Source organism: Microbulbifer sp. S227A (assembly GCF_049800935.1).
The window spans coordinates 207,119-231,945 of sequence record NZ_JBNAFZ010000003.1; the positions used below are offsets into that span (position 1 = coordinate 207,119).

Below are 24,827 nucleotides of genomic sequence, written 5' to 3' on the forward strand. Positions count from 1 at the left end.
CCGGACCGGGACCGGGACCGGGCGCCCCGGTTTCGCTATCTGCCGCGAATACGCGGGTCGAGAGCGTCGCGCAGCCCGTCACCCAGGTAATTTACGCTGAGCACGGTCAGCGAAATCGCCACACCCGGCCAGATCACCCGTTCGGGATAGTCTTGCAGGTAATCCGTGCCGTCATAAAGCAGCCGCCCCCAGGTCGGGAAATCCGGCGGAAAGCCGAGGCCAAGAAAGGACAGGCTGCTTTCGGTGATGATCGCCGTGGCGATACCCAGGGTCGCCGAGACCATGATCGGGCTGAGCACGTTGGGCAGGATGTGGCGGGTGATCATCTTGGAGTTGGTGGTGCCGATGCTGCGGGCGGCGAGCACGAATTCCCGCTCCTTGAGCGCCAGCACATCGCCGCGCACGATACGCGCGGTGGGCATCCAGCTGGTGATGCCGATGGCACAGACGATCAGGATGAAAATGCCCTGTTCCGGACCAAAGGCGGCGCTGAGCGGTTCGCGAAAGAGCAGCATCATCACCAGCAGCAGCGGCAGCAGCGGCAGCGCCAGAAACAGGTCGGTCAACCGCATCAACGGGCCGTCAAGCTTGCGGAAATATCCGGCGATCACCCCGACGAAAGACCCGAGAAACAACGCCAGCAGCATCGCCGTCATGCCGACGGAAACCGAGGTCTGCCCGCCCGACATCATCCGCGACAGGATATCCCGCCCAAGTTGGTCCGTGCCAAAAGGATGGGCCAGGCTGGGCCCCTGGTTGCGCTCGCGTATGTCGATCTGGGTCGGCTCGATGGTCCAGACATAGGGGCCGAGATAGACCGCAAGGATGATCAGCAGGAACAGGATACCGCCCCACAGGGCACCCTTGTGGGTCTTGAACTGGTCCCAGACATCCAGCCACTGGCTGCGCGGCGGCCGCTCGGGCAGGGGGCCGCTGGCAAGGGCGGTGGCCGGGTCGTGTGCCGTGAGCGCGGCAACCTCGTCCAGCGGATCGGATGACGTGTCGTGGCGCGATTCAGTCATAGCGGATCCTCGGGTCAAGAATGCCGTACAGGACGTCGGCGATCAGGTTGAAGAGGACGATCAGCACCGCAAAGATAAAGGCCAGGGTCTGCACCATCGGCAGGTCGTTGGCCTGGATCGAACTGATCAGCAGTTGACCGATACCGTTCACCTTGAACACCTGTTCGGTGATGATCGCGCCGCCAAAGATCGCGGGAACCCCAAGGGCGATCACCGTCACCACCGGGATCATCGAATTGCGCAGCACATGCACCATGACCACGTAATATTCGCTGATGCCCTTGGCGCGGGCGGTACGCACGTAATCCTGGTTCAGGTTGTCCAGCATCGAAGCGCGCATGAAACGGCTGATCTGTGCGGTGATCTGCAGCGCGAGCACCATGACCGGCATGACCATCTGTCGCAGCTGTGCGACAAAGCTGTCCCAGTCGGTGACCTTGTGGGTGGTGTCATAGATCGACGGGAACCAGCCGAGATTGACCGAAAAGATCACGATCACCAGCACCCCGGAAAAGAACGGCGGCACCGAAAAGCCGATCATCGACACGAATGTGCCGGTCTGATCGAACCACGAATATTGCCGATAGGCCGAATAGATGCCGATGGGCAGCGCGATCAGGATGCCGACCACATAGGCGGTGCCGACCACCCAGAGGGTTTGCGGAATGCGCTGTACCACGATGTCCATGACCGGCGAGCGGGTCTGCCAGCTCAGCACGCGCAGCTTGCCATCCGCCAGCTGGGTGCCAAAGATGTTGTCGATCAGGACCTGCGGTTCGATCCAGAAGAACTGTACCATCCATTTCCAGAACCGCACCGGGATCGGTTCGCCCAGCCCGAGCGCCTTGCGCATCTCTTCGCGCACTTCGACCGGCACGGTCAGCGGCACCTGTGACATCGGGTCGCCGGGTGCCAGTTCCAGCAGCAGAAAGATGATCAGGCTGATGAAGAGAAGCGTCGGAACCGCCAGGACCAATCGTCGGATCGTAAAGGTCAGCATTCAATTGCCCTTGCGGCTTGTTCTTGTTGCGACGATGCCGCGCCCCGGATGGTCCGGGGCGCGACGGGTCGGATTGGCAGGTCAGGAGCCTTGCTGGCGGTGCCAGTCGGCGACATTCCACAATTCGGAATCCCACACGTTCATGATGACGCCACCCAGCGAATTGGCATGGGCCGAGTTGCGGCCGCGGTGGGTCAGCGGGATCATGACATATTCCTGCATCAGGATGTCGTTCAGCGCCTTGGCAAGGCGTGCCCGCTCGTTCAGGTCACCGGTCACGGCCATTTCCGCCACCAGCGCGTCGTAATCCTCCGAGCAGAAGCGCATCATGTTGTTGCCCTGCCACTGGGTTTCCGGGCGCGGGAACTCGTCACAGATCCAGTTGGCCATATAGGCTTCGGGGTCGGTGCCGTCGAAATTGTTGGTGAACATCTCGATATCGGCAAAGAACTTCTGGAACGTGTCCGGGGAACCCGGATCCGAGCCAAAGAACACCGAAGCGTCGATGCTGCGCAATTCGGTTTCCACGCCGATCTGCGACCACCAGTCCTTGATCAGCGCCTGGTAGTCCTGCCGTACCGCGTTGACCGAGGTCTGGAACAGGATCGACAGCCGCACGCCGTCCTTGGCGCGGATACCGTCGGCACCGGGTGCCCAGCCGGCCTCGTCCAGCAGCTTGTTGGCACCGTCGATGTCCTGCACGAGGCAGCTGTCATTGGCGGTGGAGGCATAAATTGCCGGCGCCGGCAGCACGTTGCAGGTCAGCTTGCCGAAGTCACCATAGCCGATTTCCGTCAGCAGCGCGCGGTCAATTGCCATGGACAGGGCCTGGCGTACCGCCTTGTCCACCATGAAAGGATGCGGATGCTTGGCGGTTCCGCGCTCTTCGCCCAGGGCCGGGTTAACGTCGGTCAGGTTGACATGCAGGCGCTCGACCTGGGTGCCGAAATCGACGATGTTCTTGCCCTTGCCGGCCTCTTCCATGCGCTTGAGCACGTCGGGTGCCAGTTGCAGGTTCCAGGCGTAGTCGAATTCGCCGGTCTCCATTACCGCGCGGCCCGCCGCCGCGGCATCGCCACCGCCCTTCAGGGTCATCGTCGCAAAGGCCGGCTTGTCCGGGTCGCGATAGTTTTCATTGGCCGCGAGGGTCACCACGTCATTGGGGCGGAACTCGGTCACGGTGAACGGGCCGGTGCCGATCGGGTTGAAATTGGCCTCGGTGCATTCCGGTGCCTTGGGGCCGAGGCAATCCTTGAACTGTGCTTTCTGGATGATCGGGGCCTGGGCTCCGACAAAGGGGCCATAGGGGAACGGCTTGGCCACGCCGAACCTGATTACCACGGTGGTGTCGTCCGGCGTTTCCACGTCGACCACGTCGCCGAATTTCTCGGATTGGGCACAGCCGCCACCCTCGGCGGTGCAATATTCCCAGGTGAATTTCACGTCTTCCGAGGTCACCGGAGAGCCGTCGGACCACAACAGGCCTTGCTTGAGTTTCCAGGTGATCGACTTCAGGTCCTCGCTCACTCCGCCATTGGCGACGGTGGGCACATCCTCGGCAAGCCAGGGCACCATGTTGCCGTCCTGATCATAGCGTGCGAGCGGTTCGATCACCAGCGAGGCGGCCTCGAGATCCTTGGTGCCGCCGGACAGATAGGGTGTCATGATCGATGGCGCCTGCCAGTAGATCACCTTGACTTCGCCGTCCGATCCACGCTCGGCAAACGCGGCGGGCGCCAGGGCCGTTCCGGCGATCGCTCCGAGCAACAGGGCTCTGATAGTCATGTCTTACTCCTTGCTGGACGCTTGCGCGCCTTGTGTCCCCGCATGTAGCAGCGGGCGTTTCCTGTGCCGCAACAGGAACATGCAGCGGCCGCGGCGCGGGTTGCGCCGTTTGTCGACCTGCCGCGGTGCCCCTCGCACCACTTGTGCACTTATCGAAACAGAGTTTGCCAAAAATGCAAGAGTTGCCTTGGGTAAATGCAACCACGGGGTTTGACAGTGATGGCTTTCGCGCCGTAGCGTTCTGTTTTGTCAGTCTTGGAGAATGCCCGTGCTGGATCAGCCGATTGCACAGATCAAGGGTCTCAAGGTCGAATTCCAGACCAAGGATGGCCCGGTGGTCGGGGTCGAGGATGTGTCGTTCGAGGTCAATCCGGGCGAAACCGTCTGTATCGTTGGCGAGTCCGGGTCGGGCAAATCGGTCACATCGCTTTCGCTGATGCGGCTGGTCGAGTTCGGCGGCGGCCATATCGGTGCCGGACGCCTGATTTTCGATCGCCGCGACGGCGCGGATCTCGACGTGGTGCAGGCCGACCAGGATCTCATGCGGCACATTCGCGGCAACGAGATCGGGATGATTTTCCAGGAGCCGATGACCGCGCTGAACCCGGTGTTCACGGTCGGGCGGCAGCTGACCGAGGGGTTGCGGGTGCACAAGGGGCTGTCGCGCGCCGAGGCAGAGGAACGCGCGCTGGTGCTGTTGCGCGAGGTGCGCATCCCCGAGCCGGAACGGCGTCTGAAACAATACCCGCACGAGCTGTCGGGCGGCATGCGGCAACGGGTGGTGATCGCCATGGCGATGGCCTGCGAGCCCCGGCTGCTGATCGCGGATGAACCGACCACCGCGCTGGATGTCACGATCCAGGCCGAGATCCTCGCGCTGATGGACCGGCTCAAGCGCGAAACCGGGACCGCGGTGATGTTCATCACCCATGACATGGCGGTGGTGGCGCAGATGGCCGACCGGGTGGTTGTCATGTTCCGGGGCCACAAGGTTGAAGAGGGCAGCGTCGAAGAGATATTTGAGACCCCCCGGCACGATTACACCAAGGCATTGCTGGCGGCGGTTCCCAAGCTGGGCGAGATGCGCGGCAAGAGCGCGCCCGAGCCGATGAAGCTGTTGGGGGTCGAAGGGCAGAAGATCGCGCCGATCACCGGTACCGACGAAGTCCTGCTGACGGTGCGCAACCTGACCACGCGGTTTCCCGTCAAGGGCGGGTTCTTTCGGCGCACTGTGGCCAATGTCCACGCGGTCGAGGATGTGTCCTTTACCATCAATCGCGGCCAGACCCTGAGCCTCGTTGGGGAATCCGGCTGTGGCAAATCCACCGCCGGCCGCTCGATCCTGCGCCTTGTCGAGCCGATGGCGGGCGAGATCGATCTGGATGGCGTCGATGTTCTCGGTCTTGACGCGCGCGGGCTGCGCGATGCGCGGCTGGACATGCAGATGATCTTTCAGGACCCGTTCGCCTCGCTCAACCCGCAGATGCAGTTGCTGGACCAGGTGGCGGAACCGCTTCGCAATTATGGCTCCAATTCCGCCGAGGCGATCCGCGAGAGGGTGGCGATGCTGTTTGACCGTGTAGAGTTGCCGCGCGGTTTCATGCGCCGCTATCCGCACGAGCTCTCGGGCGGGCAGCGCCAGCGCGTGGCCATTGCCCGGGCGCTGGCGCTCAATCCCAAGCTGATCATCGCGGATGAGGCGGTCAGCGCGCTGGATGTGTCGGTTCAGGCGCAGGTTCTGAACCTGATGATGGAATTGCAGGCGGAACTGGGCCTGTCCTTTCTGTTCATCAGCCACGACATGGCCGTGGTCGAGCGGGTCAGCCATCAGGTCGGCGTGATGTACCTGGGCCGGATCGTCGAGCTCGGGCCGCGCGCAAGGGTGTTCGAAAACCCGCAACACCCCTATACGCAGGCATTGATGAAGGCGGTTCCGATTGCCGATCCACGCCGGCGCAAGTCGGAAAAGGACCTGAATTTCAAACCCATCCCCTCGCCGATCCACGGCATCGACTATGCCCCGGAACCGTCGCTCTATGACGAGGTCGAGCCCGGGCACTACGTTCTGGCCACCGACAGCGGCTATTGATGCAACCCCGGCTGACCCAGATCACGCCCTTTGTTCCCTGCACCTCGCTTGCGGCGCAGATTGCGTTCTACCGTGGCGTCCTGGGATTTGCGCTTGGTTACCGGGCCGAGAACTATGCCTTTCTGCGCCGCGATGCGGTGGCCATTCGCCTGGTCGAGGTGGATGCGACGGTCGATCTCGCGCATCCCGAGCGCGAGGGATCGTTCTATATCGATGTCACCGGGATCGATGCGCTCTATCAGGGGCTGCGCCCGGGCCTTGACACCTTGCCACCGGAACGGGTGCGCGCGCCGTTCGACCAGGACTATGGCCAGCGGGAATTCCACGTGGCGGATGAAGACTGCACGCTGGTCTTTTTCGGTGAGGCGATCCGGGCATGAGCGAGGGGAACCGCAATGGCTGAACGCCTGTCGCCACTTGACCTGATGACGCAACTGGTCCGCTTTCCCACGGTCAGCAGCGAAACCAACCTGCCGCTGATCGATTGGGTCGACAACTATCTTGGCAGTCACGGCATCGATGCCCACCGCTGGGTCGATCCGGAACAACCGCACAAGGCGGCGCTGTTTGCCCATGTCGGCCCGATGGAGCCGGGCGCGGTGGTGCTGTCGGGGCATACGGATGTGGTGCCGGTCGCGGGACAGACCTGGGACAGCGATCCCTTTGCCGTGGTCGAACGGGACGGGCGGTATTTCGGGCGCGGCACCTGTGACATGAAGGGATTTGACGCCATCGCCATCTGGACGCTGGTCGAGGCGCGGGCGCGCGGTGTGAAACGCCCGCTGCAACTGGCGCTGAGCTTTGACGAAGAGATCGGCTGTACCGGCGCGCCGCCGATGATCGAGGCGATGCAGCCGGTCCTGCCCAAGGGGAGCGCGGTGATCGTGGGCGAACCGTCGATGATGAAGGCGGTGACCGGGCACAAGGGCGGGCATGGTTATTCCATCCATGTCCGTGGCTACGAGGTGCATAGTTCGCTTTTGCCCATGGGGGTCAGCGCGATTCTCGAAGCGGGGCGGATCCTCAACTGGGTCAATGCCACCAATGCGCAGGTGCAGGCCGCAGACCCGACGCCGGTTGCGGCGATGTTCACGCCGCCCTTCACAACGCTGCATGTGGGCGAAGTCGAGGGCGGGACCGCCCGCAACATCACCGCCAAGGACTGCCGGCTGGAATTTGAAATCCGACCGGTTCCGGACGAGGAACCGGCGGCGTGGAAACAGCGATTCACCGACGAGCTGCGCCGGATCGAGGCCGGGATGCAGCGTGCCCATCCGGAGAGCGGTATCGACATTTCGCCGGTCTATGACCTGCCGGGGTTGCGCCCTGAAACCGATGGCGAGGCCGAGGCGCTGGTGCGCGCGATCACCGGTGACAATGGCGCGCATGTGGTCAGCTATGGCACCGAGGCCGGGCAATTTCAGGAGGCGGGATATTCCGCGGTGGTCTGTGGGCCGGGCGACATTGCGCAGGCGCATCAACCCAACGAATATATCGAGGTCGCACAGTTCCGCGCCGGCGTCGATTTCATGGAAAACCTGCTCGCGAGATTGCAACGGGGCTAGGTGGCGCGCATCCGCCGAACCGGTTGAGCGTCGCAGGCCAGAGGCGTAGAACTTTGGCAATCACGTCCCACGCCTTGCGAGAATCAGGAGATAACCCCATGCCAGTCAAGAACCGCTTTGCAGAAATGCAGGATGAGATCACCGCCTGGCGCCGTGATATTCACCAGAACCCGGAAATCCTGTTCGAGACCCACCGCACCAGCGCGCTGGTCGCTGACAAGCTCGGGGCGTTTGGCTGTGACGAGGTGGTGACCGGCATCGGCCGCACCGGGGTTGTCGGTGTCATCAAGGGCAAATCCGACACACAGGGCAAGGTGATCGGCCTGCGCGCGGACATGGATGCCCTGCCGATCCACGAGGCGACCGGGCTTGACTATGCCAGCAAGACCGACGGGGCGATGCATGCCTGTGGCCATGACGGACATACCGCGATGCTGCTGGGCGCGGCCAGGTACCTGTCGGAGACCCGCAATTTCGATGGCACCGTCGTGGTGATTTTCCAGCCCGCAGAAGAAGGCGGCGGCGGTGGGCGCGAAATGTGCCAAGACGGCATGATGGAGCGGTGGGGCATCCAGGAGGTTTACGGCATGCACAATTGGCCGGGCCAGCCGGTGGGCAGCTTTGCGATCCGCCCCGGTGCCTTTTTTGCCGCGACCGACCAGTTCGACATCACCTTGACCGGGCGGGGCGGGCACGCGGCCAAACCGCATGAAACAATCGACACGACGGTGATGGCGTCGCAGGTGGTCATGGCGCTGCAAACCATCGCCAGCCGCAATGCCGACCCGGTGGATCAGGTCGTGGTTTCGGTGACGTCGTTTGAAACCTCGTCCAAGGCGTTCAACGTCATACCGCAAGAGGTTCAGCTCAAGGGCACGGTCCGCACCATGAGCGCCGCCATGCGCGACCTCGCGGAACAGCGGATCAACGAGATCTGCACCGGCGTTGCGGCCACCTTCGGGGGCAGCGCCGACGTGACCTATTACCGGGGCTATCCGGTGATGGTGAACCATGACGAACAGACCGCCTTTGCCGCCGACGTGGCGCGGCAGGTCTCAGGCACATGCGAGGACGCGCCGCTGGTGATGGGGGGCGAGGATTTCGCCTTCATGCTCGAAGAGCGCCCGGGGGCCTATATTCTGGTGGGCAATGGCGAATCCGCGCCGGTGCATCATCCGGAATACAATTTCAACGACGATACCATCCCCGCTGGGTGCAGCTGGTGGGCCGAGATCGTTGAACGGCGGATGCCGGCGGCCTGACCGGTTGAAAGGGCCCGGTCGCCGGGCCCTGCGCGCAGGCCTCAGCCGGCTTGCCAGAGGTCCTGATAGACGGCTTCGATCCCGGCGGCCTCGGTCGCGGCGCTAAAGTCCGAGCAGGCCACATCGCGCGCGGCGGCGGACATGGCGGCGTGGCGCGTGTCATCGGTCAACAGCCCAAGCGCGGCCCTGGCGGCCTGTTCCGGGCCATCCTGATCGACGATCAACCCGGCGCGCCCCTGCGCGGCAAAGGCGCTGTAATAGCCGGCATCGCTGCCGACAAAGGGCACGCCGCTGGCCATGCCTTCGAGCGGCACCATGCCATAGCCCTCATAGCGCGGCAGCTGCATCACCAGCGACAGGGCACGCATCAGCGAGGGGAGCTGATCCGCCGGGATTTCACCGGGGAACAGGATGCGGTCAGACAGCTGCGCCGCCGCGATCTGTTCCTGCAACTGGCGCAGAAACCCCGCATGTTCCCGTGCCGCCCGACCGATCACCAGCGCAACCGCGCCGGGCAGGTCTGGCAGCAGGTTCAGCATCGCGGCAACGAACCGGTCGGTGCCCTTTTCCGGGCGAATGCGGCCCACGGTGGCGATGCCCATCGTGCCACCATAGCCAAGCGCCGCCCAAGCCGCCGCGCGGTCGCGGGCCGGGGCAAACAGATCGGTATCGACCCCGTGCGGAACCACGGCGCGGACATGGGGCACATGGTCCGCCGCCGCATCGGTGGTGGCGACCACCGCATCCATGCGGCTGATCAGCCAGCGGGGATAGGCCGAATGCCGCCGCTGCGCCGCCGAGGTGAACACGATCCGGATGGGCAGGCGCAGCACGTCCCGCGCCCAGATCGCCGCCCGCATTTCCGGGTTGCGTCGCACATGCCAGATCGCAAAGGGGCGATCCGGCGGAGGGGTACGGGACAGGGCGCGCGCCTTGGCAACGGGGATGGGTGCAGGGCAACCGGGCAGGGGATGGCCCACCAGGCGCAGGTCATGAAACCGCGCCTGCTGTCGCAGCACGTTGGCGGCGGTTGCCGACACCCCGGTAAAGCGCGGGTTCAGGTTGGTCACGAACAGCTCAGCCACGGGGCGCAAGCCCCAGGGCGGAACAGAGCGTGCTCACCAGCCCGGCCAGCTTGTCCTGCTGGCTGGCGACAAATGCACCCGCGGCAGCGCGCGCGCGCTCCAGCCTGTCCGGATGCTCAAGCCAGTTGCGCATACCCTCGGCCAGGCCCGCCGCATCGGACACTTCAACCGCACCGCCCATGGCGAGCAAGGGGGCATAGGTTTCGGCGAAATTGGCGACATGGGGCCCGGTCATCACTGCGGCCCCGGCCTGCGCAACCTCGTAGGGATTGTGGCCCCCGATGGGACGCAGCGAGCCGCCCAGAAACACCAGCGGGCTGAGCGCGTACCATGTGCCGGTCTCGCCCAGCGTGTCGGCCATGTAGACCTGTGTGCCGGCGGCGATCGGCTCTTGCGCGGTGCGGCGCGCCATGGTCAGCCCGGCCTCGCGCACCAGCGCCGCCACCTCGTCCCCGCGTTCGGGATGGCGCGGCACCAGCAACAGGCACAGATCCGGGTGGTCGCGCAGCAGGGTCTTGTGCGCCTCCAGAACCACCTGTTCCTCGCCCGGATGGGTCGAACTGGCAACCCAGACCGGGCGGGCCGCAAGATCGCGACGCATATGCTCCAGCGTATCGTGATCCACCGGCAGGGGGGCCGAGGTCGCCTTGAGATTGCTGCCCACCTTGACCCGCGCGGGGTCGGCCCCGATCGACAACAGCCGGTCGGCGATTTCGGCGTTCTGGGTGAGCATCAGGGCAAACCGGTCAAGCACGAAACGCGCGGTTGCCGGCGCCTTTTGCCAGGTGGCGGCGGATTTCCCGGAGAGTCGCGCGTTGAGCAGGGCCAGCGGCACGCCCCGCCTGTGTCCCGCGTCGAGAATGCCGGGCCAAAGCTCGCTTTCGACAAAGATGCCGGCATCGGGGCGCCAGTGATCATAAAAGCGCCGGATCGGGCCGGGCGCATCCAGCGGCACGAATTGATGCCGGGTGCGCGGCGGCAGGCGGCGCGCGATCAACGCCGCCGATGTCGCGGTGCCGCTGGTGATCAGAAACTCGGCGTCGGACAGGTATTCGCCCATATGCGTGATCAGGGTCAGCACCGACAGGCTCTCTCCGACACTGGCCGCATGGAACCAGATCAATCGCCCCGCCGGGCGGCGTTCGCTGGCATTGCCCAGCCGTTCATGCATGCGGCGCGGGCTGACGCCGTGGCGGCGCAGCTTGCGTGACACCATCAGGTAGGCCAGCGGCGACACCACCCTCGCGGTGCCGCGATACAGGTGAAACAGGGCCGTCGGCTTGGCGACGGGGCGGGTCATCAGCCGCCCGTGTGGCTCATGTGGCGCGACATCTGCCCGTCCGGCCGCTGGCGGGAATAGTCGAAATCATGCCCCTTGGGCTTGTGTGCGATGGCCGCCCGGATCGCGTCACGCAGGGGGGCTTCGGTATCCGGGTGATCGCGCAGGGCGGCGCGCAGATCGGCATTGTCTTCCTGTCCGAGGCACATGAACAATTCGCCGGTGCAGGTCAGCCGCACGCGGTTGCAGCTTTCGCAGAAATTATGGGTCAGCGGCGTGATAAAGCCGATCTTCTGCCCGGTTTCTTCAAGCCGCACATAGCGCGCCGGGCCTCCGGTGCGCTCTGCCAGGTCGGTGACGGTGTAATGCGCGGCATAGGTGCGGCGCACATCCTTGACCGACCAGTATTGCCCGATACGATTCTCGTTGCCGATATCGCCCATCGGCATGACCTCGATCCAGGTCAGGTCCATGTCGCGCTCGGCGCACCATTCGGTGATGGTGGGCAATTCGTCTTCGTTGAACCCCTTGAGCGCAACCGCGTTGAGCTTGACCCGCAAACCCGCACGCTGGGCGGCGTCGATGCCGCGAATGACCTGTGGCAGGCGGCCCCAGCGGGTGACTTCGGCGAATTTTGCGTCATCCAGCGTGTCGAGTGAAATGTTCACCCGGCGCACACCGGCGGCGTAGAGATCATCGGCAAAGCGCTCAAGCTGGCTGCCATTGGTGGTCAGGGTCAATTCCCTGAGCGCGCCGCTGTCCAGGTGGCGGGTCATCGAGTCAAAAAAGGTCATGATCCCCTTGCGCACCAGCGGCTCGCCCCCGGTGATGCGCAGTTTTTCCACGCCAAGACCGATGAAGGTCGAGCACATGCGGTCCAGCTCTTCCAGGGTCAAAAGTTCTTTCTTGGGCAGAAAGGTCATGTTTTCCGACATGCAATAGACACAGCGGAAATCGCACCGGTCGGTGACGGATACGCGCAGATAGGTGATGGCGCGGGCAAAGGGATCAATCAGCGGAGCAGTCATGCCACATAGGTAAAGCGCGGGTGGCGACGCGGCAAGGGGCATATGGTATGAGTCCGGTGATTGCAGGGGCGCGGCCCCGGGCCGAAAATTGGGAGGACCCTATGGGGCAACAGGAATATCAACCGGATCTTGTGCTGGATTTCTGGTTTCCCGACACCGGCCACCAACACGATCCCGAGCGCCACATGGCATTCTGGGACGAGAGAATGCATGGCGGCATGGATGCGGCGATCATTTCACGATTTGCCGGGCTGACCCGTGCGGCGGCCACCGGGGCGCTGGACCATTGGGCCGACACCCCGCGCGGCAGGCTGGCGTTGCTGATTGCGCTGGACCAGTTTCCCCGCTCGCTCTGGCGCGACACCCCCGCCGCCTTTGGGCAAGACATCAAGGCGGCACGGCTGGCGCGGCACGGGATCGACAATGGCGATTTCGACGGGCTCGCCCCGTGGGAGCAGACGTTCTTCGTGATCGCCATTTCACATTGCGAGGGGCCGGAGCATCTGGAGCGGATGCGGCAACTGGAGCCGGTGATCGACACCATCGTGTCGCGCCTGCCAGAGGCAATCCGCCCGGCCGGAGAACAGCTCTGGGCGCAGCATCGCCGGGTCAGTGCGATCATCGAGCGGTTTGGCCGCCACCCTCATCGCAATGCCGTCCTGGGGCGCTGTTCCACGCCCGAGGAAGACGCCTATGTCGCCGACGGTGATTTCCCGCATCTGCGCCGTCCGTCGCAGGCGTCCTGACGCGGTACGCGGGCCGATTGCCTGCGGTCTCAGCCGCCCTGCGCGGTGCAGTCGCCGGTTGCGAGGTATTTCGCGGCCTCTTTGCGGGCAAAGGGTTTCATCCTGTCACCATGTTCGGCCAGAAAGGCCCGCACGCGGGGCGCATCGTGTTTCGAAAGTTCGCGCAGCCACCAGGCCACGGCTTTCTGGATGAACCAGTCGCGGTCGCTGACATACCCAGCCGCCCAGCCAAGCACCCGGTCGCGATGGGCCAGATCCGCGGGTTTCGGGTGGTTCTGCTTGGTCCAGGGCAGGGTGATCACAAGCGCGGCGCGGCGGGTCCACAGGTGATCGGAATCTGTCCAGCCGGCCACCGTATCGAGCCGCGCCGGGTCCGCGATCAGCCGTTTCTGCCCGGCCATGCAAACATGATCGGCGATGGCCCAGGCGTCGCATTCGGGGAGCCAGCTCTGGATCACCTCCCAGATCTCGGCGTCGGGGCGGATGCGAGCCTGGGTGAACAGCTTGGCCGCGAGTATCCGCGCCTCGTGGATATCGGTGTTCCAGAGATCGCGCGCCAGGTCGATGCGGGTCGCAAGCGCCAGTTCACGCCGCAAGTCGCGCGACAGATCGTTCAGCACCGGGTTCGCCACGCCCAGATAGCGCCGCTCGACCTTGTGATAGCGGGCCATCTCCGCGGCCTTGCCCGGCGCGCCCTGACGGGCCAGCCGGTCGACAAGTTCGGCGGCGTTCATATGCGTGCGGCCCTATTCAACGGTTACCGATTTTGCCAGGTTGCGCGGCTGGTCCACATCCGTGCCCTTGGCCACCGCCGTGTGATAGGCCAGCAGCTGCGCCGGGATCGCATAAAGGATCGGGGCGAGCGACGGGTGAATATGCGGCATGCGGATGGTATCCCAGACGCCATCGCTGGCCTCGGTGATGCCGCGATCATCCGACACCAGGATCACCTTGCCGCGCCGCGCCATGACCTCCTGCATGTTGGATACTGTCTTGTCAAAAAGCGTGTCGCGCGGTGCCATGACCACCACCGGCATATGTTTGTCAATGAGCGCGATGGGGCCATGCTTGAGTTCGCCTGAAGCATAAGCTTCGGCATGGATATAGCTGATTTCCTTGAGTTTCAGCGCGCCTTCAAGGGCCAGAGGGTACATCTGCCCACGCCCCAGGAACAGCACGTCGCGCGCTTCGCTCAGCCGTTGCGCGGCGGTCTTGATCGTGTCGTTCTGATCGAGCGCGACATTCAGGATCGCTGGCAGCCCGCGCAGCGCGGAAATGTGATCGGCGATTTCATCGGCGCCCAGCTCGCCCCGATCCGCCGCGGCCTTGATCGCCAGGATCAGCAGTACCGCAAGCTGGCAGGTAAAGGCCTTGGTCGAGGCAACGCCGATCTCGACGCCCGCAAGGATCGGCAGGGCCAGATCGCTTTCACGTGCAATCGAGCTCTCGGGGACATTGATCACCGAAACGATCTGGTCCGCCTTGTCACGGCAATAGCGCAGCGCCGCCAGCGTGTCGGCTGTTTCGCCCGACTGGCTCACGAAGAGGGCCAGCGTGCCTTCGGTGATCGGCGGCTCGCGATAGCGGAATTCGGACGCCACATCGACCTCGACGGGCAGGCGGGCGATCTGTTCGAACCAGTATTTCGCGGTCAGGCAGGCATAGTAGGCAGTGCCGCAGGCAACCATGGTAAGCCGCTGGACCCTGGTGAAATCGATGCCGTCGCCCGGCAGGCTGACCCGGTCTTCGCCGCTGGGAAGGTAATGGCGGATGGCGTCGCCGATGACCTCGGGCTGTTCGGCGATTTCCTTGGCCATGAAATGCTTGTGCCCGGCCTTGTCGACGCTTGCATTGGCCAGCTTGATTTTCTTGATGGCGCGGTTGGCGAGCTTGCCCTTGGCGTCATGGATGGTTACGCCCTGGCGGGTCACGACGGCGCGGTCGCCCTCTTCCAGATAGGTGATCCGGTCGGTCAGGGGGGCCAGCGCAATGGCGTCGCTGCCCACGAACATCTCGCCATCGCCGTGCCCGATGGCCAGCGGCGATCCCTTGCGCGCGGCGATGATCAGGTCGTCATTGCCGTCAAACAGGAAGGCCAGCGCAAAGGCCCCTTCCAGCCGGGCGAGCGTCTTGTAGGCGGCGGCAATCGGATCGTCGCCCTGCGCCATGTAATGCTCGGTCAGCAGCGCGACGGTTTCCGTATCGGTATCGGTGGTGAACCGGATGCCTTCCTCGGCCAGTTCGGCGCGCAGCTCGCGGTAATTCTCGATGATGCCGTTATGCACCACGGCGACGCCGCCCGCGCGATGCGGGTGGGCGTTCTTGACCGAAGGTGCGCCGTGGGTTGCCCAGCGGGTATGCCCGATCCCGGACTTGCCCGGCAGCGGTTCGTGGACCAGCAGATCGCTCAGGTTGACCAGCTTGCCAACCGCGCGGCGACGCTCCAGGACGCCATCGTTCAGCGTGGCGATGCCGGCGCTGTCATAGCCCCGGTATTCCAGCCGCTTGAGCGCCTCGACCAGTATCGGCGCCACCTCGTGGCTGCCCAGAACACCTACAATACCACACATGATTACCGTTCCTTGTCGCGTCTGGCCTTTTTGGCCCTTAATATCTCAAACAGCTTGCGGGCGCGGCCGGGCTTGTTTTCCTGCTTGGTGCGGGAAATCGCCATCGCCTCGTCCTCGACATTGCGGGTGATCACCGAACCGGTTGCCGTCATCGCGTGGTTGCCTACCGAAACCGGCGCCACCAGCATGGTGTTCGACCCGATAAAGGCATCCGCGCCGATGCGGGTCTGGTGCTTCATCACGCCGTCATAGTTGCAGGTGATGGTACCCGCGCCGATATTGGCCCGCGCCCCGACCGCTGCATCGCCGATATAGGACAGGTGGTTGACCTTGGCCCCTTCGTCGATGACGGCGTTCTTGATCTCGACAAAATTTCCGATCCGCGCGCCTTCGGCCAGTTCCGCGCCGGGGCGCAGGCGGGCATAGGGGCCGATCACCGCGCCCCGGCTGACATGGCAGCCTTCCAGATGCGAAAACGCCCGGATGGTGGCACCGGATTCCACCGTCACGCCGGGGCCGAACACCACGTTGGGTTCAATCACCGTATCGCGCCCGATCACCGTATCCTGCGCCAGATAGACAGTGTCGGGGGCCATCAACGTGACACCAAGCGCCAGCAGGTCGGCGCGGGCGCGCGCCTGAAAGACACCGTCCGCCGCCGCCAGTTCCGCGCGCGAATTGACCCCCAGCGTTTCGCTCTCGTCACAGGTGACGGCGGTTGCAGACAGGCCGCGCTCGCGGGCCAGCGCCACGATATCGGTCAGGTAATATTCTCCCGCCGCGTTGTCATTGCCGATCTCGGCAATCAGGTTGAACAGGGTATTTGCATCACAGGCCACCAGGCCGCTGTTGCAGAGGGTGATGGCGCGCTCTTGCTCGCTGGCGTCCTTGAACTCGACGATGCGTTGCAGGGCGTCACCCTCGGTGACCAGCCGGCCATAGCGTCCGGGATCGGCGGCGTGAAATCCGAGGATCACCAGGTCATGATCTGCTCGCGCCGCCACCATCCGTTCCAGCGTTTCCGGCTGCACGAAAGGTGTATCGCCATAGAGAACGACGATATCGCCCGAGAACCCGGACAGGGCTTCGCGCGCCTGATCGACCGCGTGGGCGGTGCCAAGCTGTTCGGTCTGCATCACGATCCGCGCGGTTTCGCTCTCGTGCTGTGCGGCCCTGGTGACCTGATCGGCCCCGTGGCCCGCAACGATCACCACCTCTTGCGGCTCAAGCGCCGCGCCCGCGCGCATGGCATGGACCAGCATCGGCACCTGCGCGATCGGGTGCAGCACCTTGGGCAGATCGGATTCCATCCGTGTGCCTTTGCCCGCCGCCAGAATGACCAATGCAATACTCATATGAATTCTCTTTGTGTTTTTGTTGCGTCCGTTTTATCCGCTGGGCGCGGCATAGCAAGGCTTGCGGCAATCAAACAAGGTTGCGGTATGCAACAGAGGCGGGCGAAATGCCGCCAGTCGGCGGACGGGGTACAGGATGCGCACGGTAATTTTCGATCTTGATGGAACATTGGCGGATACGTCGGGCGATTTGCTTGCGGCGGCAAATGCCTGTTTTCGCGGGCTGGGTCACGGGGATGTGCTGGTGCCGGGGCAGGATGCAGGGATCGCGCTGCGCGGCGGCAAAATGATGCTGCGACACGGGCTTGAGCGGTTGGGCCTCTATGACGCCGCGACCGTCGAGGCGCAGTATCCGGTGTTGCTCGACGCCTATCGCGCGGCGATCGATACTCATACGGTGCTCTATGACGGGGCGATGGAAGCGGTCGAGACGCTGAAAACCGCCGGCTATGGTGTCGGGATTTGCACCAACAAGCCCGAGGCGCTGGCCGAATTGCTGCTGCGTCGTCTGGGGGTGCGTGATGCCTTTGCGTCAATGGTCGGCGCGGATACGCTGCCCGTGCGCAAGCCCGATCCGGAACCCCTGCGCGCAGCGGCGCGGCGGGCGGGGGGCGATCCGGCGCAGTGTGTGCTGATTGGCGATTCCGATACCGACCGCAACACCGCGCGGGCTGCCGGGGTCCCTTCGGTTCTGGTGACGTTCGGGCCGTCAGGTGCCGATATGGCCGCGTTGCAGCCCGAGGCGCTGCTGGATCGCTTTGCCGACCTGCCGGGACTCGTTGCCGACCTGATCGGCTAGCGGCGTCGCCGCCCGGTGACGGGTGGGAAGTCTTGCTTGACCCAGCGGAACTTGCGGCGCAAGACTGCTGCATGACAGAGCAATGCGCCGCCGGGTCCGCCCCGCGGTTCTCATGCAACACTTGCTTGCGCGCATCGTGTCAGCGGTGGCTGACTACCTGATGCCGGGCGCAGAACCCCCATGTGTCGATCGCTTGCCGGCCCGCTCGCGGGTGGGATTCGCGATGCATGGCTGGGGCGCCTCCAGCCTTGGATCAGCACGCGACCCTGCTGCCGGCGAGAGAGCATCGATGCGTCGGCCACATCGGATGAGGCAAGAATTTACCATCACTTACAGCCGGTTGAGCCGAATTCCGGGCATCGGTTCGGACGGTCGGAAGGTGGATTTTGAACGGGGCACAGCTTGACAGTTGACCGGCGCGGTTCCGGCTGTTATGAGTTTATTGAACGGTCGTTCATTAAATCGGAGGAGGGAGATCGCGATGTTCAACGCTTCTATGCATTTTGACCTGGGCGAGGACGTGAATGCGCTGAGGGACATGGTGCATCGCTGGGCGCAGGAGCGGGTCAAGCCGCTGGCCGCCGAGATTGACAGCACGAACAATTTTCCGGCGGATCTCTGGAAAGAGATGGGCGAGCTGGGCCTGCTGGGCATCACCGTCCCCGAAGAGTTCGGCGGCTCGGGCATGTCGTATCTCGCTCATGTGATCGCGGTCGAAGAGATCGCCCGGGCAAGCGCTTCGGTATCGCTGTCCTATGGCGCGCATTCCAACCTTTGCGTCAACCAGATCAAGCTGAACGGCAATGACGAGCAAAAGCGCAAATACCTGCCGGGGCTGGTCTCGGGCGAGCATGTTGGCGCGCTGGCCATGTCCGAAGCCGGGGCCGGTTCCGATGTGGTGTCGATGAAGCTGCGCGCGGAAAAGCGCAATGATCGCTTTGTCCTGAACGGCAACAAGTACTGGATCACCAATGGTCCCGATGCCGACACGCTGGTGGTCTATGCCAAAACCGACCCCGAAGCGGGCAGCAGGGGCATCACCGCCTTCCTGATCGAGAAGAGCTTCAAGGGCTTCTCGACCAGCCCGCATTTCGACAAGCTGGGGATGCGCGGGTCGAACACCGCCGAACTGATCTTTGAAGATTGCGAAGTGCCGTTTGAAAACGTGCTGGGCGAAGAGGGGCGCGGCGTTGCCGTGCTGATGTCGGGGCTTGATTACGAACGCGTGGTTCTGGCCGGGATCGGCACCGGTATCATGGCGGCCTGTCTTGACGAGATCATGCCCTACATGGCCGAACGCAAGCAATTCGGCAAACCCATCGGCAGCTTCCAGTTGATGCAGGGCAAGATGGCCGACATGTACACCGCGATGAACAGCGCGCGCGCCTATGTCTACGAGGTTGCCAAGGCCTGTGATCGTGGTGACGTGACCCGTCAGGACGCGGCGGCCTGCTGTCTCTATGCCAGCGAACAGGCGATGGTACAGGCACACCAGGCGGTGCAGGCCATGGGCGGTGCCGGATATCTTTCCGACAACCCGGTCGGGCGCATTTTCCGCGATGCCAAGCTGATGGAAATCGGCGCGGGCACCAGCGAAATCCGCCGGATGCTGGTGGGTCGCGAGATGCTGGGGACCATGGGCTGACCATCCCCGACCGAGGCGGCGCGGGGGGGATCCGCGCGCCGGCACCCGGTCATGTTGTTGCTTAGAGTATGTGTTGAGCGTTGCCCGACAAGGCGCTCATCTGAAACGGAAATCGTATTTCCGACAGGCTGTCCGGCGATCCCTCGCTACGGGGTGCGCCGTGAACTCAATCGTCGCGCCGCGGCGGAACAGGAGGCTGAACCGTGAGACTGACATCAAGCGCTCTGCCGTCTTCGGACGGATTCAAGCAGAACCGTGCGGCCCACCTCGAGGCGCTGGAAACCATTCGCACCGCCGCCGAGGCCGCGCGGATCGGCGGGGGCGAGAAATCGCGCGCCCGTCACGAAAGCCGGGGCAAGATGCTGCCGCGCCGGCGGGTTGCCAACCTGCTGGATGCGGGCTCGCCCTTTCTCGAGATCGGCGCAACGGCGGCGCATGACATGTATGACGGCGCGGCCCCCTGCGCCGGCGTGATCGCCGGGATCGGCCGGGTGCATGGCCAGGAAGTCATGGTTGTCTGCAACGACGCGACGGTCAAGGGCGGCACCTATTACCCGATGACGGTGAAAAAACACCTGCGCGCCCAGGAAATCGCCGAGGAAAACCACCTGCCTTGCATCTATCTCGTGGATAGCGGCGGCGCCAACCTGCCCAACCAGGACGAAGTGTTCCCGGATCGCGACCATTTCGGGCGGATCTTCTACAACCAGGCCCGGATGAGCGGCAAGGGCATCCCGCAGATCGCCGTGGTGATGGGCTCTTGTACGGCGGGCGGGGCCTATGTGCCGGCGATGTCGGACGTCACCATCATCGTGCGCGAGCAGGGCACCATCTTTCTGGCCGGCCCGCCGCTGGTCAAGGCGGCAACGGGCGAAGTGGTCAGCGCCGAGGATCTGGGCGGCGGCGATGTGCATACCCGCCTGTCCGGCGTGGCGGACTACCTCGCCGAGGATGACGCACATGCGCTGGCGCTGGCCCGCCGGGCGGTTGCCTCACTGAACCGGGGCAAGCCGACGACGGTGCAATGGGAATCCCCCGAGGACCCGGCCTATGATCCGGATGAAATCCTGGGCGTGGTGCCCGCCGACCTGCGCACCCCCTATGACATCCGCGAAGTCATCCTGCGGCTGGTGGATGGCAGCCGGTTTGACGAGTTCAAACCCCGCTTTGGCGAAACGCTGGTGACCGGGTTCGCGCATCTCAAGGGCTGCCCGATCGGGATCATCGCCAATAACGGCGTGCTGTTCTCCGAGGCCGCCCAGAAAGGCGCGCATTTTGTCGAACTGTGTTCACAGCGCAAAATCCCCCTGGTGTTCCTGCAAAACATCACCGGCTTCATGGTCGGACGCAAATACGAGAACGAAGGCATCGCGCGGCATGGTGCCAAGCTGGTGACGGCGGTGGCCACCACCAACGTGCCCAAGATCACCATGCTGGTCGGCGGGTCGTTCGGGGCCGGGAATTACGGCATGGCCGGGCGCGCCTACCAGCCGCGTTTCCTGTGGACCTGGCCCAACAGCCGGATTTCGGTGATGGGCGGCGAACAGGCCGCCGGGGTCCTGGCCACGGTCAAACGCGACGCCATCGAACGTGGCGGCGGTGCCTGGTCGTCCGAGGAAGAGGCCGAGTTCAAACGCCCGACCATAGACATGTTCGAACATCAGTCACATCCGCTCTACGCCAGCGCCCGCCTGTGGGATGACGGGGTCATCGATCCGCGCAAATCCCGCGACGTCCTGGCGCTCAGCCTGTCTGCCGCCCTGAATGCCCCCATCGAGGACACGCGGTTCGGCGTGTTCCGGATGTGAGCCCCATCGGTGGCCACGGCACGGCAAGGTCATGCTGCCCTGCCCATGCCACCGGCGGAAACGACCCTTGCATGGGGTTCACGATGCGCGGCAGGGATGCGCTTTTTCCTGCTTGAAATATCCCGGGGGTCCGGGGGCTGGCCCCCGGCGACCCGAACAGCCAAAGGATCAGAGTGATGTTTGACACGATACTGATTGCCAATCGCGGCGAAATTGCCTGCCGCATCATGGAAACCACCCAGAAAATGGGCGTGCGCTGTGTCGCGGTCTATTCGGATGCGGATGCCGGTGCCAAGCACGTGCAGATGGCCGACATGGCGGTGCATATTGGCGGGTCCGCCCCAGCCGAGAGCTACCTGCTGGGGGACCGCATCATCCAGGCGGCCAGGGATACGGGCGCGCAGGCGATCCATCCGGGCTATGGTTTCCTGTCCGAGAACCCGGATTTCGTCGATCAGGTCGAGGCCGCCGGGCTGACCTTCATCGGACCATCCGGCGACGCGATCCGCAAGATGGGCCTCAAGGACGCGGCCAAGGCGCTGATGGAAGAGGCCGGCGTGCCGGTGGTGCCGGGTTATCACGGCGACAACCAGGATCCCGCCCATCTGGCGGCGGCGGCGGATGACATCGGCTATCCGGTGCTGATCAAGGCGGTCGCGGGCGGCGGCGGCAAGGGCATGCGGCTGGTGGAAAAGGCGGCGGATTTCGCCGCCGCGCTGGACAGCGCGCGCGGCGAGGCCAAAACCGCCTTTGGCAATGACGCGGTGCTGGTCGAGAAATTCGTCGCCAAGCCGCGCCATATCGAGGTGCAGGTCTTTGGCGACGGCACGCGGGCGGTGCATCTGTTCGAGCGGGACTGCTCGTTGCAGCGGCGTCACCAGAAGGTGATCGAGGAAGCCCCGGCACCGGGCATGACCCAGGACATGCGCGATGCGATGGGGCAGGCCGGTGTGCGCGCCGCTGAGGCCATCGGTTACTCGGGGGCCGGTACGGTTGAATTCATCGTTGACGCCAGCGAAGGGCTGCGCCCGGACCGGTTCTGGTTCATGGAAATGAACACCCGCCTTCAGGTCGAGCATCCGGTGACCGAAGCGATCACCGGCGTTGACCTGGTGGAATGGCAATTGCGCGTCGCCTCGGGCGAGGCGCTGCCCGCCGCGCAGGAGGACCTGACGATCAATGGTCACGCCTTCGAGGCGCGGCTCTATGCCGAGGACGTGCCCAAGGGGTTTCTGCCCGCCACCGGGACGTTGACGCACCTGTCCTTTCCCGACGATTGCCGCGCTGACAGCGGCGTGCGTTCGGGGGATGTGATCTCGCCGTGGTATGATCCGATGATCTCCAAGGTCACGGTACACGGGCCGACCCGTGCGGTGGCGCTGGCGCGGCTGGATCGCGCCCTGGCGCGCACCGAGGTGGCCGGCACGGTGACCAACCTTGCCTTTCTCGGCGCGTTGACCCGGCACAAGGGGTTTGCTTCGGGCGATGTGGATACCGGGCTGATCGGTCGCGATATCGACGCGCTGATCGCCGCCGCCGACCCGGAACCGCGCCATTGGGTGGCTGCGGGCATGGTTGCGCTTGGGGTGACCGCGGGCGATTGGGCGACGGGGTTTACCCTGTGGGAGCCGTTGGTTCGGGCGGTGACGCTGGCATGGCAGGATGAACCGGTCGAATTGCAGATGCGGGCCGACGGGCCGGACCGGCAGAACTGGACCGTGGGCGAGGCGCAGGTGAGCGCGCTGCGGGTCGGGGGACGGTGGATGATCGATGGCGATCCGATGCCGGAAACCGCCTCTGCCGGCGGCGTTGTCACGGTGTTTGACGGCTATGGCCTGGCCTTTGACATCATCGACCCGCTGGAACGGGCTGCGGGGGCCGCGGGCGACGGCAACCTGGTCGAGGCGCCGATGCCGGGCCTGGTCAAGGCGGTCTATGCCGAGGTCGGGCAGGCGGTTGCCGCCGGGGACCGGCTGGCGGTGCTCGAGGCGATGAAGATGGAACACGCGCTGCTTGCCGCGCGCGATGGCGTTGTCGCCGAGGTGCTGGCAGCGGCCGGGTCTCAGGTCGAGGCCGGCGCGGCGCTGGTGCGGCTGGAACCGGAAGAAGACTGAACGGCACGGGTCACATAGCGTTGGGAGAGACGATGAGCGAGTCAGTAGAGATTTTCGAGGTCGGTCCGCGTGACGGCCTGCAAAACGAAAAACGCGAGATCCCGGTCGAGGAAAAGATCGCGCTGGTGGATTGCCTGGGCGGGGCCGGGTTCTCGCGGATCGAAGTGGCCAGCTTCGTTTCGCCGAAATGGGTGCCGCAGATGGCGGGCAGCGGCGAGGTGCTGGCCGGTATCACCCGTGTTCCGGGGGTGCGCTATGCGGCGCTGACACCGAATATGCGGGGCTATGACGATGCGCGGGCGGCGCAGGCCGACGAGATCGCGGTCTTTGCCTCGGCCAGCGAGGGGTTTTCCAAGGCCAACGTGAACGCGACGATTGCCGAAACCATCGAGCGGTTCAAACCGATCCTCGAAGCGGCGCGGCATGTGGACATGCCGGTGCGCGGCTATATCTCCTGCGTGACCGATTGCCCCTATGACGGCAAGACCGACCCGGCCAAGGTGGCCGAACTGGCCGATGCGCTGTTCGGCTTTGGCTGTTACGAGATCTCTCTGGGCGATACCATCGGACAGGCCACGCCCGACAGCATCGCGCGCATGTTGATGGCGGTGCGCGAGCACGTGCCGGTTTCGCGCCTGGCGGGGCACTACCATGACACGGCCGGGCGGGCACTGGCCAATATCGACGCGTCGCTGTCGCTTGGCGTGCGGGTCTTCGATGCGGCGGTCGGGGGGCTTGGCGGTTGCCCCTATGCGCCGGGGGCCAGCGGCAATGTCGCCACCGAAGCGGTGGCCGAACATCTGGAGCGTCTGGGTTATTCCACCGGTCTGGACCTTGATGTGCTGCGCAAAGCGGCGGAAATGGCGCAGGCGATGCGCGGAGGGGCGTGATGTACGAAACAATCGAAATCACCAGGGACGCGCGCGGCGTCGCCACGCTGACGCTGGTGCGGGTGGACAAGCACAATGCCATGTCGGCGCAGATGATCGCCGAGTTGACCCGGGCCGCCGGGGAACTGGCCGAGGATGCAGATGTGCGGGTCGTCATTCTGACGGCGCAGGGGAAATCCTTCTGCGCGGGGGGCGATCTGGGCTGGATGCGGGCCCAGATGGCGGCGGATGGCGAGACCCGCTTTCGCGAGGCGCGCAAGCTCGCCGAGATGCTGGGCGCGTTGAACACGCTGCCCAAGCCGCTGATCGGTGCGATTCAGGGCAATGCCTTTGGCGGCGGTGTCGGGTTGATCAGCGTCTGCGACGTGGCCATCGGGGCGGATCACGTCAAGATGGGGCTGACCGAAACCCGGCTGGGGCTCATCCCGGCAACCATCGGCCCCTATGTGGTGGCGCGGATGGGCGAGGCACGCGCGCGGCGCGTGTTCATGTCGGCGCGGCTGTTTGACGCGTCCGAGGCGGTCGATCTCGGGTTGTTGGCACGCCGGGTAGCCGCCGAGGATCTGGCCGAGGCGGTCGAGCGCGAGGTCGTGCCCTACCTGTCCTGTGCGTCGGGGGCGGTGGCGTCGGCCAAGCAGCTGGTGCGCGATCTTGCGCCGCAGGTGGACGAAGCGGCGATCGACATGACGATCCGGGCGCTGGTGGATCGTTGGGAAACCGCCGAGGCCGCCGAAGGCATCGGGGCGTTTTTCGACAAGCGCAAGGCGGCCTGGATGTCCTGAACG

At 64.6% G+C, this 24,827-nt stretch carries 20 protein-coding genes; 11 read left to right on the forward strand and 9 right to left on the reverse strand.

Going from position 1 to position 24,827, the window contains the following annotated elements; genetic code table 11:
- Positions 1–35 precede the first annotated feature (35 nt).
- From ACP15R_RS08740 to ACP15R_RS08750, 3 genes are all read right to left on the reverse strand, one after another.
- A complete protein-coding gene (locus ACP15R_RS08740; protein ID WP_424986018.1) occupies positions 36–1,022 on the reverse strand; it encodes an ABC transporter permease in 987 nt (328 codons plus the stop codon).
- Positions 1,015–2,022 carry an ABC transporter permease gene (locus ACP15R_RS08745; RefSeq protein ID WP_424986019.1) on the reverse strand — a complete coding sequence of 336 codons (1,008 nt, stop codon included), beginning with the start codon at positions 2,020–2,022 and terminating at the stop codon, positions 1,015–1,017. Before ACP15R_RS08745 ends, ACP15R_RS08740 begins: the two co-directional genes overlap by 8 nt.
- Positions 2,023–2,103: 81 nt before the next feature.
- On the reverse strand, positions 2,104–3,807 hold the full coding sequence (locus ACP15R_RS08750; protein ID WP_424986020.1) for a peptide ABC transporter substrate-binding protein: 1,704 nt from the start codon (positions 3,805–3,807) through the stop codon (positions 2,104–2,106).
- Positions 3,808–4,075: 268 nt separating this feature from the next.
- Here ACP15R_RS08750 and ACP15R_RS08755 point away from each other — a divergent pair, with 268 nt between their 5' ends.
- The 4 genes from ACP15R_RS08755 to ACP15R_RS08770 all read left to right on the forward strand — a co-directional run bounded on the left by ACP15R_RS08755 (position 4,076) and on the right by ACP15R_RS08770 (position 8,723).
- Positions 4,076–5,896, forward strand: a complete 1,821-nt coding sequence (locus ACP15R_RS08755; protein WP_424986021.1) for an ABC transporter ATP-binding protein — start codon at positions 4,076–4,078, stop codon at positions 5,894–5,896.
- Positions 5,896–6,276 (forward strand): bleomycin resistance protein, encoded by a 381-nt coding sequence (locus ACP15R_RS08760; RefSeq protein ID WP_424986022.1) that lies wholly within the window; start codon positions 5,896–5,898, stop codon positions 6,274–6,276. The genes ACP15R_RS08755 and ACP15R_RS08760 overlap by 1 nt, the downstream gene beginning before the upstream one ends.
- Before the next feature lie 15 nt (positions 6,277–6,291).
- Positions 6,292–7,461: an acetylornithine deacetylase gene (gene argE, locus ACP15R_RS08765; protein WP_424986023.1), complete on the forward strand. Its 1,170-nt coding sequence runs from the start codon at positions 6,292–6,294 to the stop codon at positions 7,459–7,461.
- Between the two features lie 98 nt (positions 7,462–7,559).
- Positions 7,560–8,723, forward strand: a complete 1,164-nt coding sequence (locus ACP15R_RS08770; protein ID WP_424986024.1) for a M20 aminoacylase family protein — start codon at positions 7,560–7,562, stop codon at positions 8,721–8,723.
- A gap of 41 nt (positions 8,724–8,764) precedes the next feature.
- Here the strand turns inward: ACP15R_RS08770 and ACP15R_RS08775 are convergent, their stop codons facing one another.
- The 3 genes from ACP15R_RS08775 to moaA are packed head-to-tail and all read right to left on the reverse strand — an operon-like array spanning position 8,765 to position 12,157.
- Positions 8,765–9,808, reverse strand: a complete 1,044-nt coding sequence (locus tag ACP15R_RS08775; RefSeq protein WP_424986025.1) for a glycosyltransferase family 4 protein — start codon at positions 9,806–9,808, stop codon at positions 8,765–8,767.
- Positions 9,801–11,108, reverse strand: a complete 1,308-nt coding sequence (locus ACP15R_RS08780; RefSeq protein WP_424986026.1) for a 3-deoxy-D-manno-octulosonic acid transferase — start codon at positions 11,106–11,108, stop codon at positions 9,801–9,803. The genes ACP15R_RS08775 and ACP15R_RS08780 overlap by 8 nt, the downstream gene beginning before the upstream one ends.
- Positions 11,108–12,157 (reverse strand): GTP 3',8-cyclase MoaA, encoded by a 1,050-nt coding sequence (gene moaA, locus ACP15R_RS08785; RefSeq protein ID WP_424986027.1) that lies wholly within the window; start codon positions 12,155–12,157, stop codon positions 11,108–11,110. Before moaA ends, ACP15R_RS08780 begins: the two co-directional genes overlap by 1 nt.
- Positions 12,158–12,216: 59 nt before the next feature.
- Here moaA and ACP15R_RS08790 point away from each other — a divergent pair, with 59 nt between their 5' ends.
- Positions 12,217–12,861, forward strand: coding sequence for a DUF924 family protein (locus tag ACP15R_RS08790; RefSeq protein ID WP_424986028.1), 645 nt, complete (start codon positions 12,217–12,219; stop codon positions 12,859–12,861).
- 29 nt (positions 12,862–12,890) lie between these two features.
- On the opposite strand, the gene ACP15R_RS08795 is transcribed toward ACP15R_RS08790, so the two are convergent.
- Genes ACP15R_RS08795 through glmU form a run of 3 tightly spaced genes read right to left on the reverse strand, consistent with a single transcriptional unit; the run spans position 12,891 to position 16,786 of the window.
- Positions 12,891–13,595, reverse strand: a complete 705-nt coding sequence (locus tag ACP15R_RS08795; protein ID WP_424986029.1) for a DNA alkylation repair protein — start codon at positions 13,593–13,595, stop codon at positions 12,891–12,893.
- A gap of 12 nt (positions 13,596–13,607) precedes the next feature.
- Positions 13,608–15,431, reverse strand: coding sequence for a glutamine--fructose-6-phosphate transaminase (isomerizing) (gene glmS, locus ACP15R_RS08800; RefSeq protein ID WP_424986030.1), 1,824 nt, complete (start codon positions 15,429–15,431; stop codon positions 13,608–13,610).
- Between the two features lie 2 nt (positions 15,432–15,433).
- Positions 15,434–16,786, reverse strand: coding sequence for a bifunctional UDP-N-acetylglucosamine diphosphorylase/glucosamine-1-phosphate N-acetyltransferase GlmU (gene glmU, locus ACP15R_RS08805; RefSeq protein WP_424986031.1), 1,353 nt, complete (start codon positions 16,784–16,786; stop codon positions 15,434–15,436).
- 136 nt (positions 16,787–16,922) lie between these two features.
- Between glmU and ACP15R_RS08810 the strand changes: the two genes are divergently transcribed.
- The 6 genes from ACP15R_RS08810 to ACP15R_RS08835 all read left to right on the forward strand — a co-directional run bounded on the left by ACP15R_RS08810 (position 16,923) and on the right by ACP15R_RS08835 (position 24,824).
- Positions 16,923–17,585: an HAD-IA family hydrolase gene (locus tag ACP15R_RS08810; protein WP_424986032.1), complete on the forward strand. Its 663-nt coding sequence runs from the start codon at positions 16,923–16,925 to the stop codon at positions 17,583–17,585.
- Between the two features lie 481 nt (positions 17,586–18,066).
- Positions 18,067–19,230, forward strand: a complete 1,164-nt coding sequence (locus ACP15R_RS08815) for an isovaleryl-CoA dehydrogenase (RefSeq protein ID WP_424986033.1) — start codon at positions 18,067–18,069, stop codon at positions 19,228–19,230.
- 203 nt (positions 19,231–19,433) lie between these two features.
- Entirely contained in the window at positions 19,434–21,038 is a 1,605-nt protein-coding gene (locus ACP15R_RS08820) for a carboxyl transferase domain-containing protein (RefSeq protein ID WP_424986034.1), read from the forward strand.
- Positions 21,039–21,214: 176 nt separating this feature from the next.
- Positions 21,215–23,152: an acetyl/propionyl/methylcrotonyl-CoA carboxylase subunit alpha gene (locus tag ACP15R_RS08825; RefSeq protein WP_424986035.1), complete on the forward strand. Its 1,938-nt coding sequence runs from the start codon at positions 21,215–21,217 to the stop codon at positions 23,150–23,152.
- Positions 23,153–23,184: 32 nt separating this feature from the next.
- Positions 23,185–24,042: a hydroxymethylglutaryl-CoA lyase gene (locus ACP15R_RS08830; protein WP_424986036.1), complete on the forward strand. Its 858-nt coding sequence runs from the start codon at positions 23,185–23,187 to the stop codon at positions 24,040–24,042.
- Positions 24,042–24,824, forward strand: a complete 783-nt coding sequence (locus ACP15R_RS08835; RefSeq protein ID WP_424986037.1) for a crotonase/enoyl-CoA hydratase family protein — start codon at positions 24,042–24,044, stop codon at positions 24,822–24,824. Before ACP15R_RS08830 ends, ACP15R_RS08835 begins: the two co-directional genes overlap by 1 nt.
- Positions 24,825–24,827 lie beyond the last annotated feature (3 nt).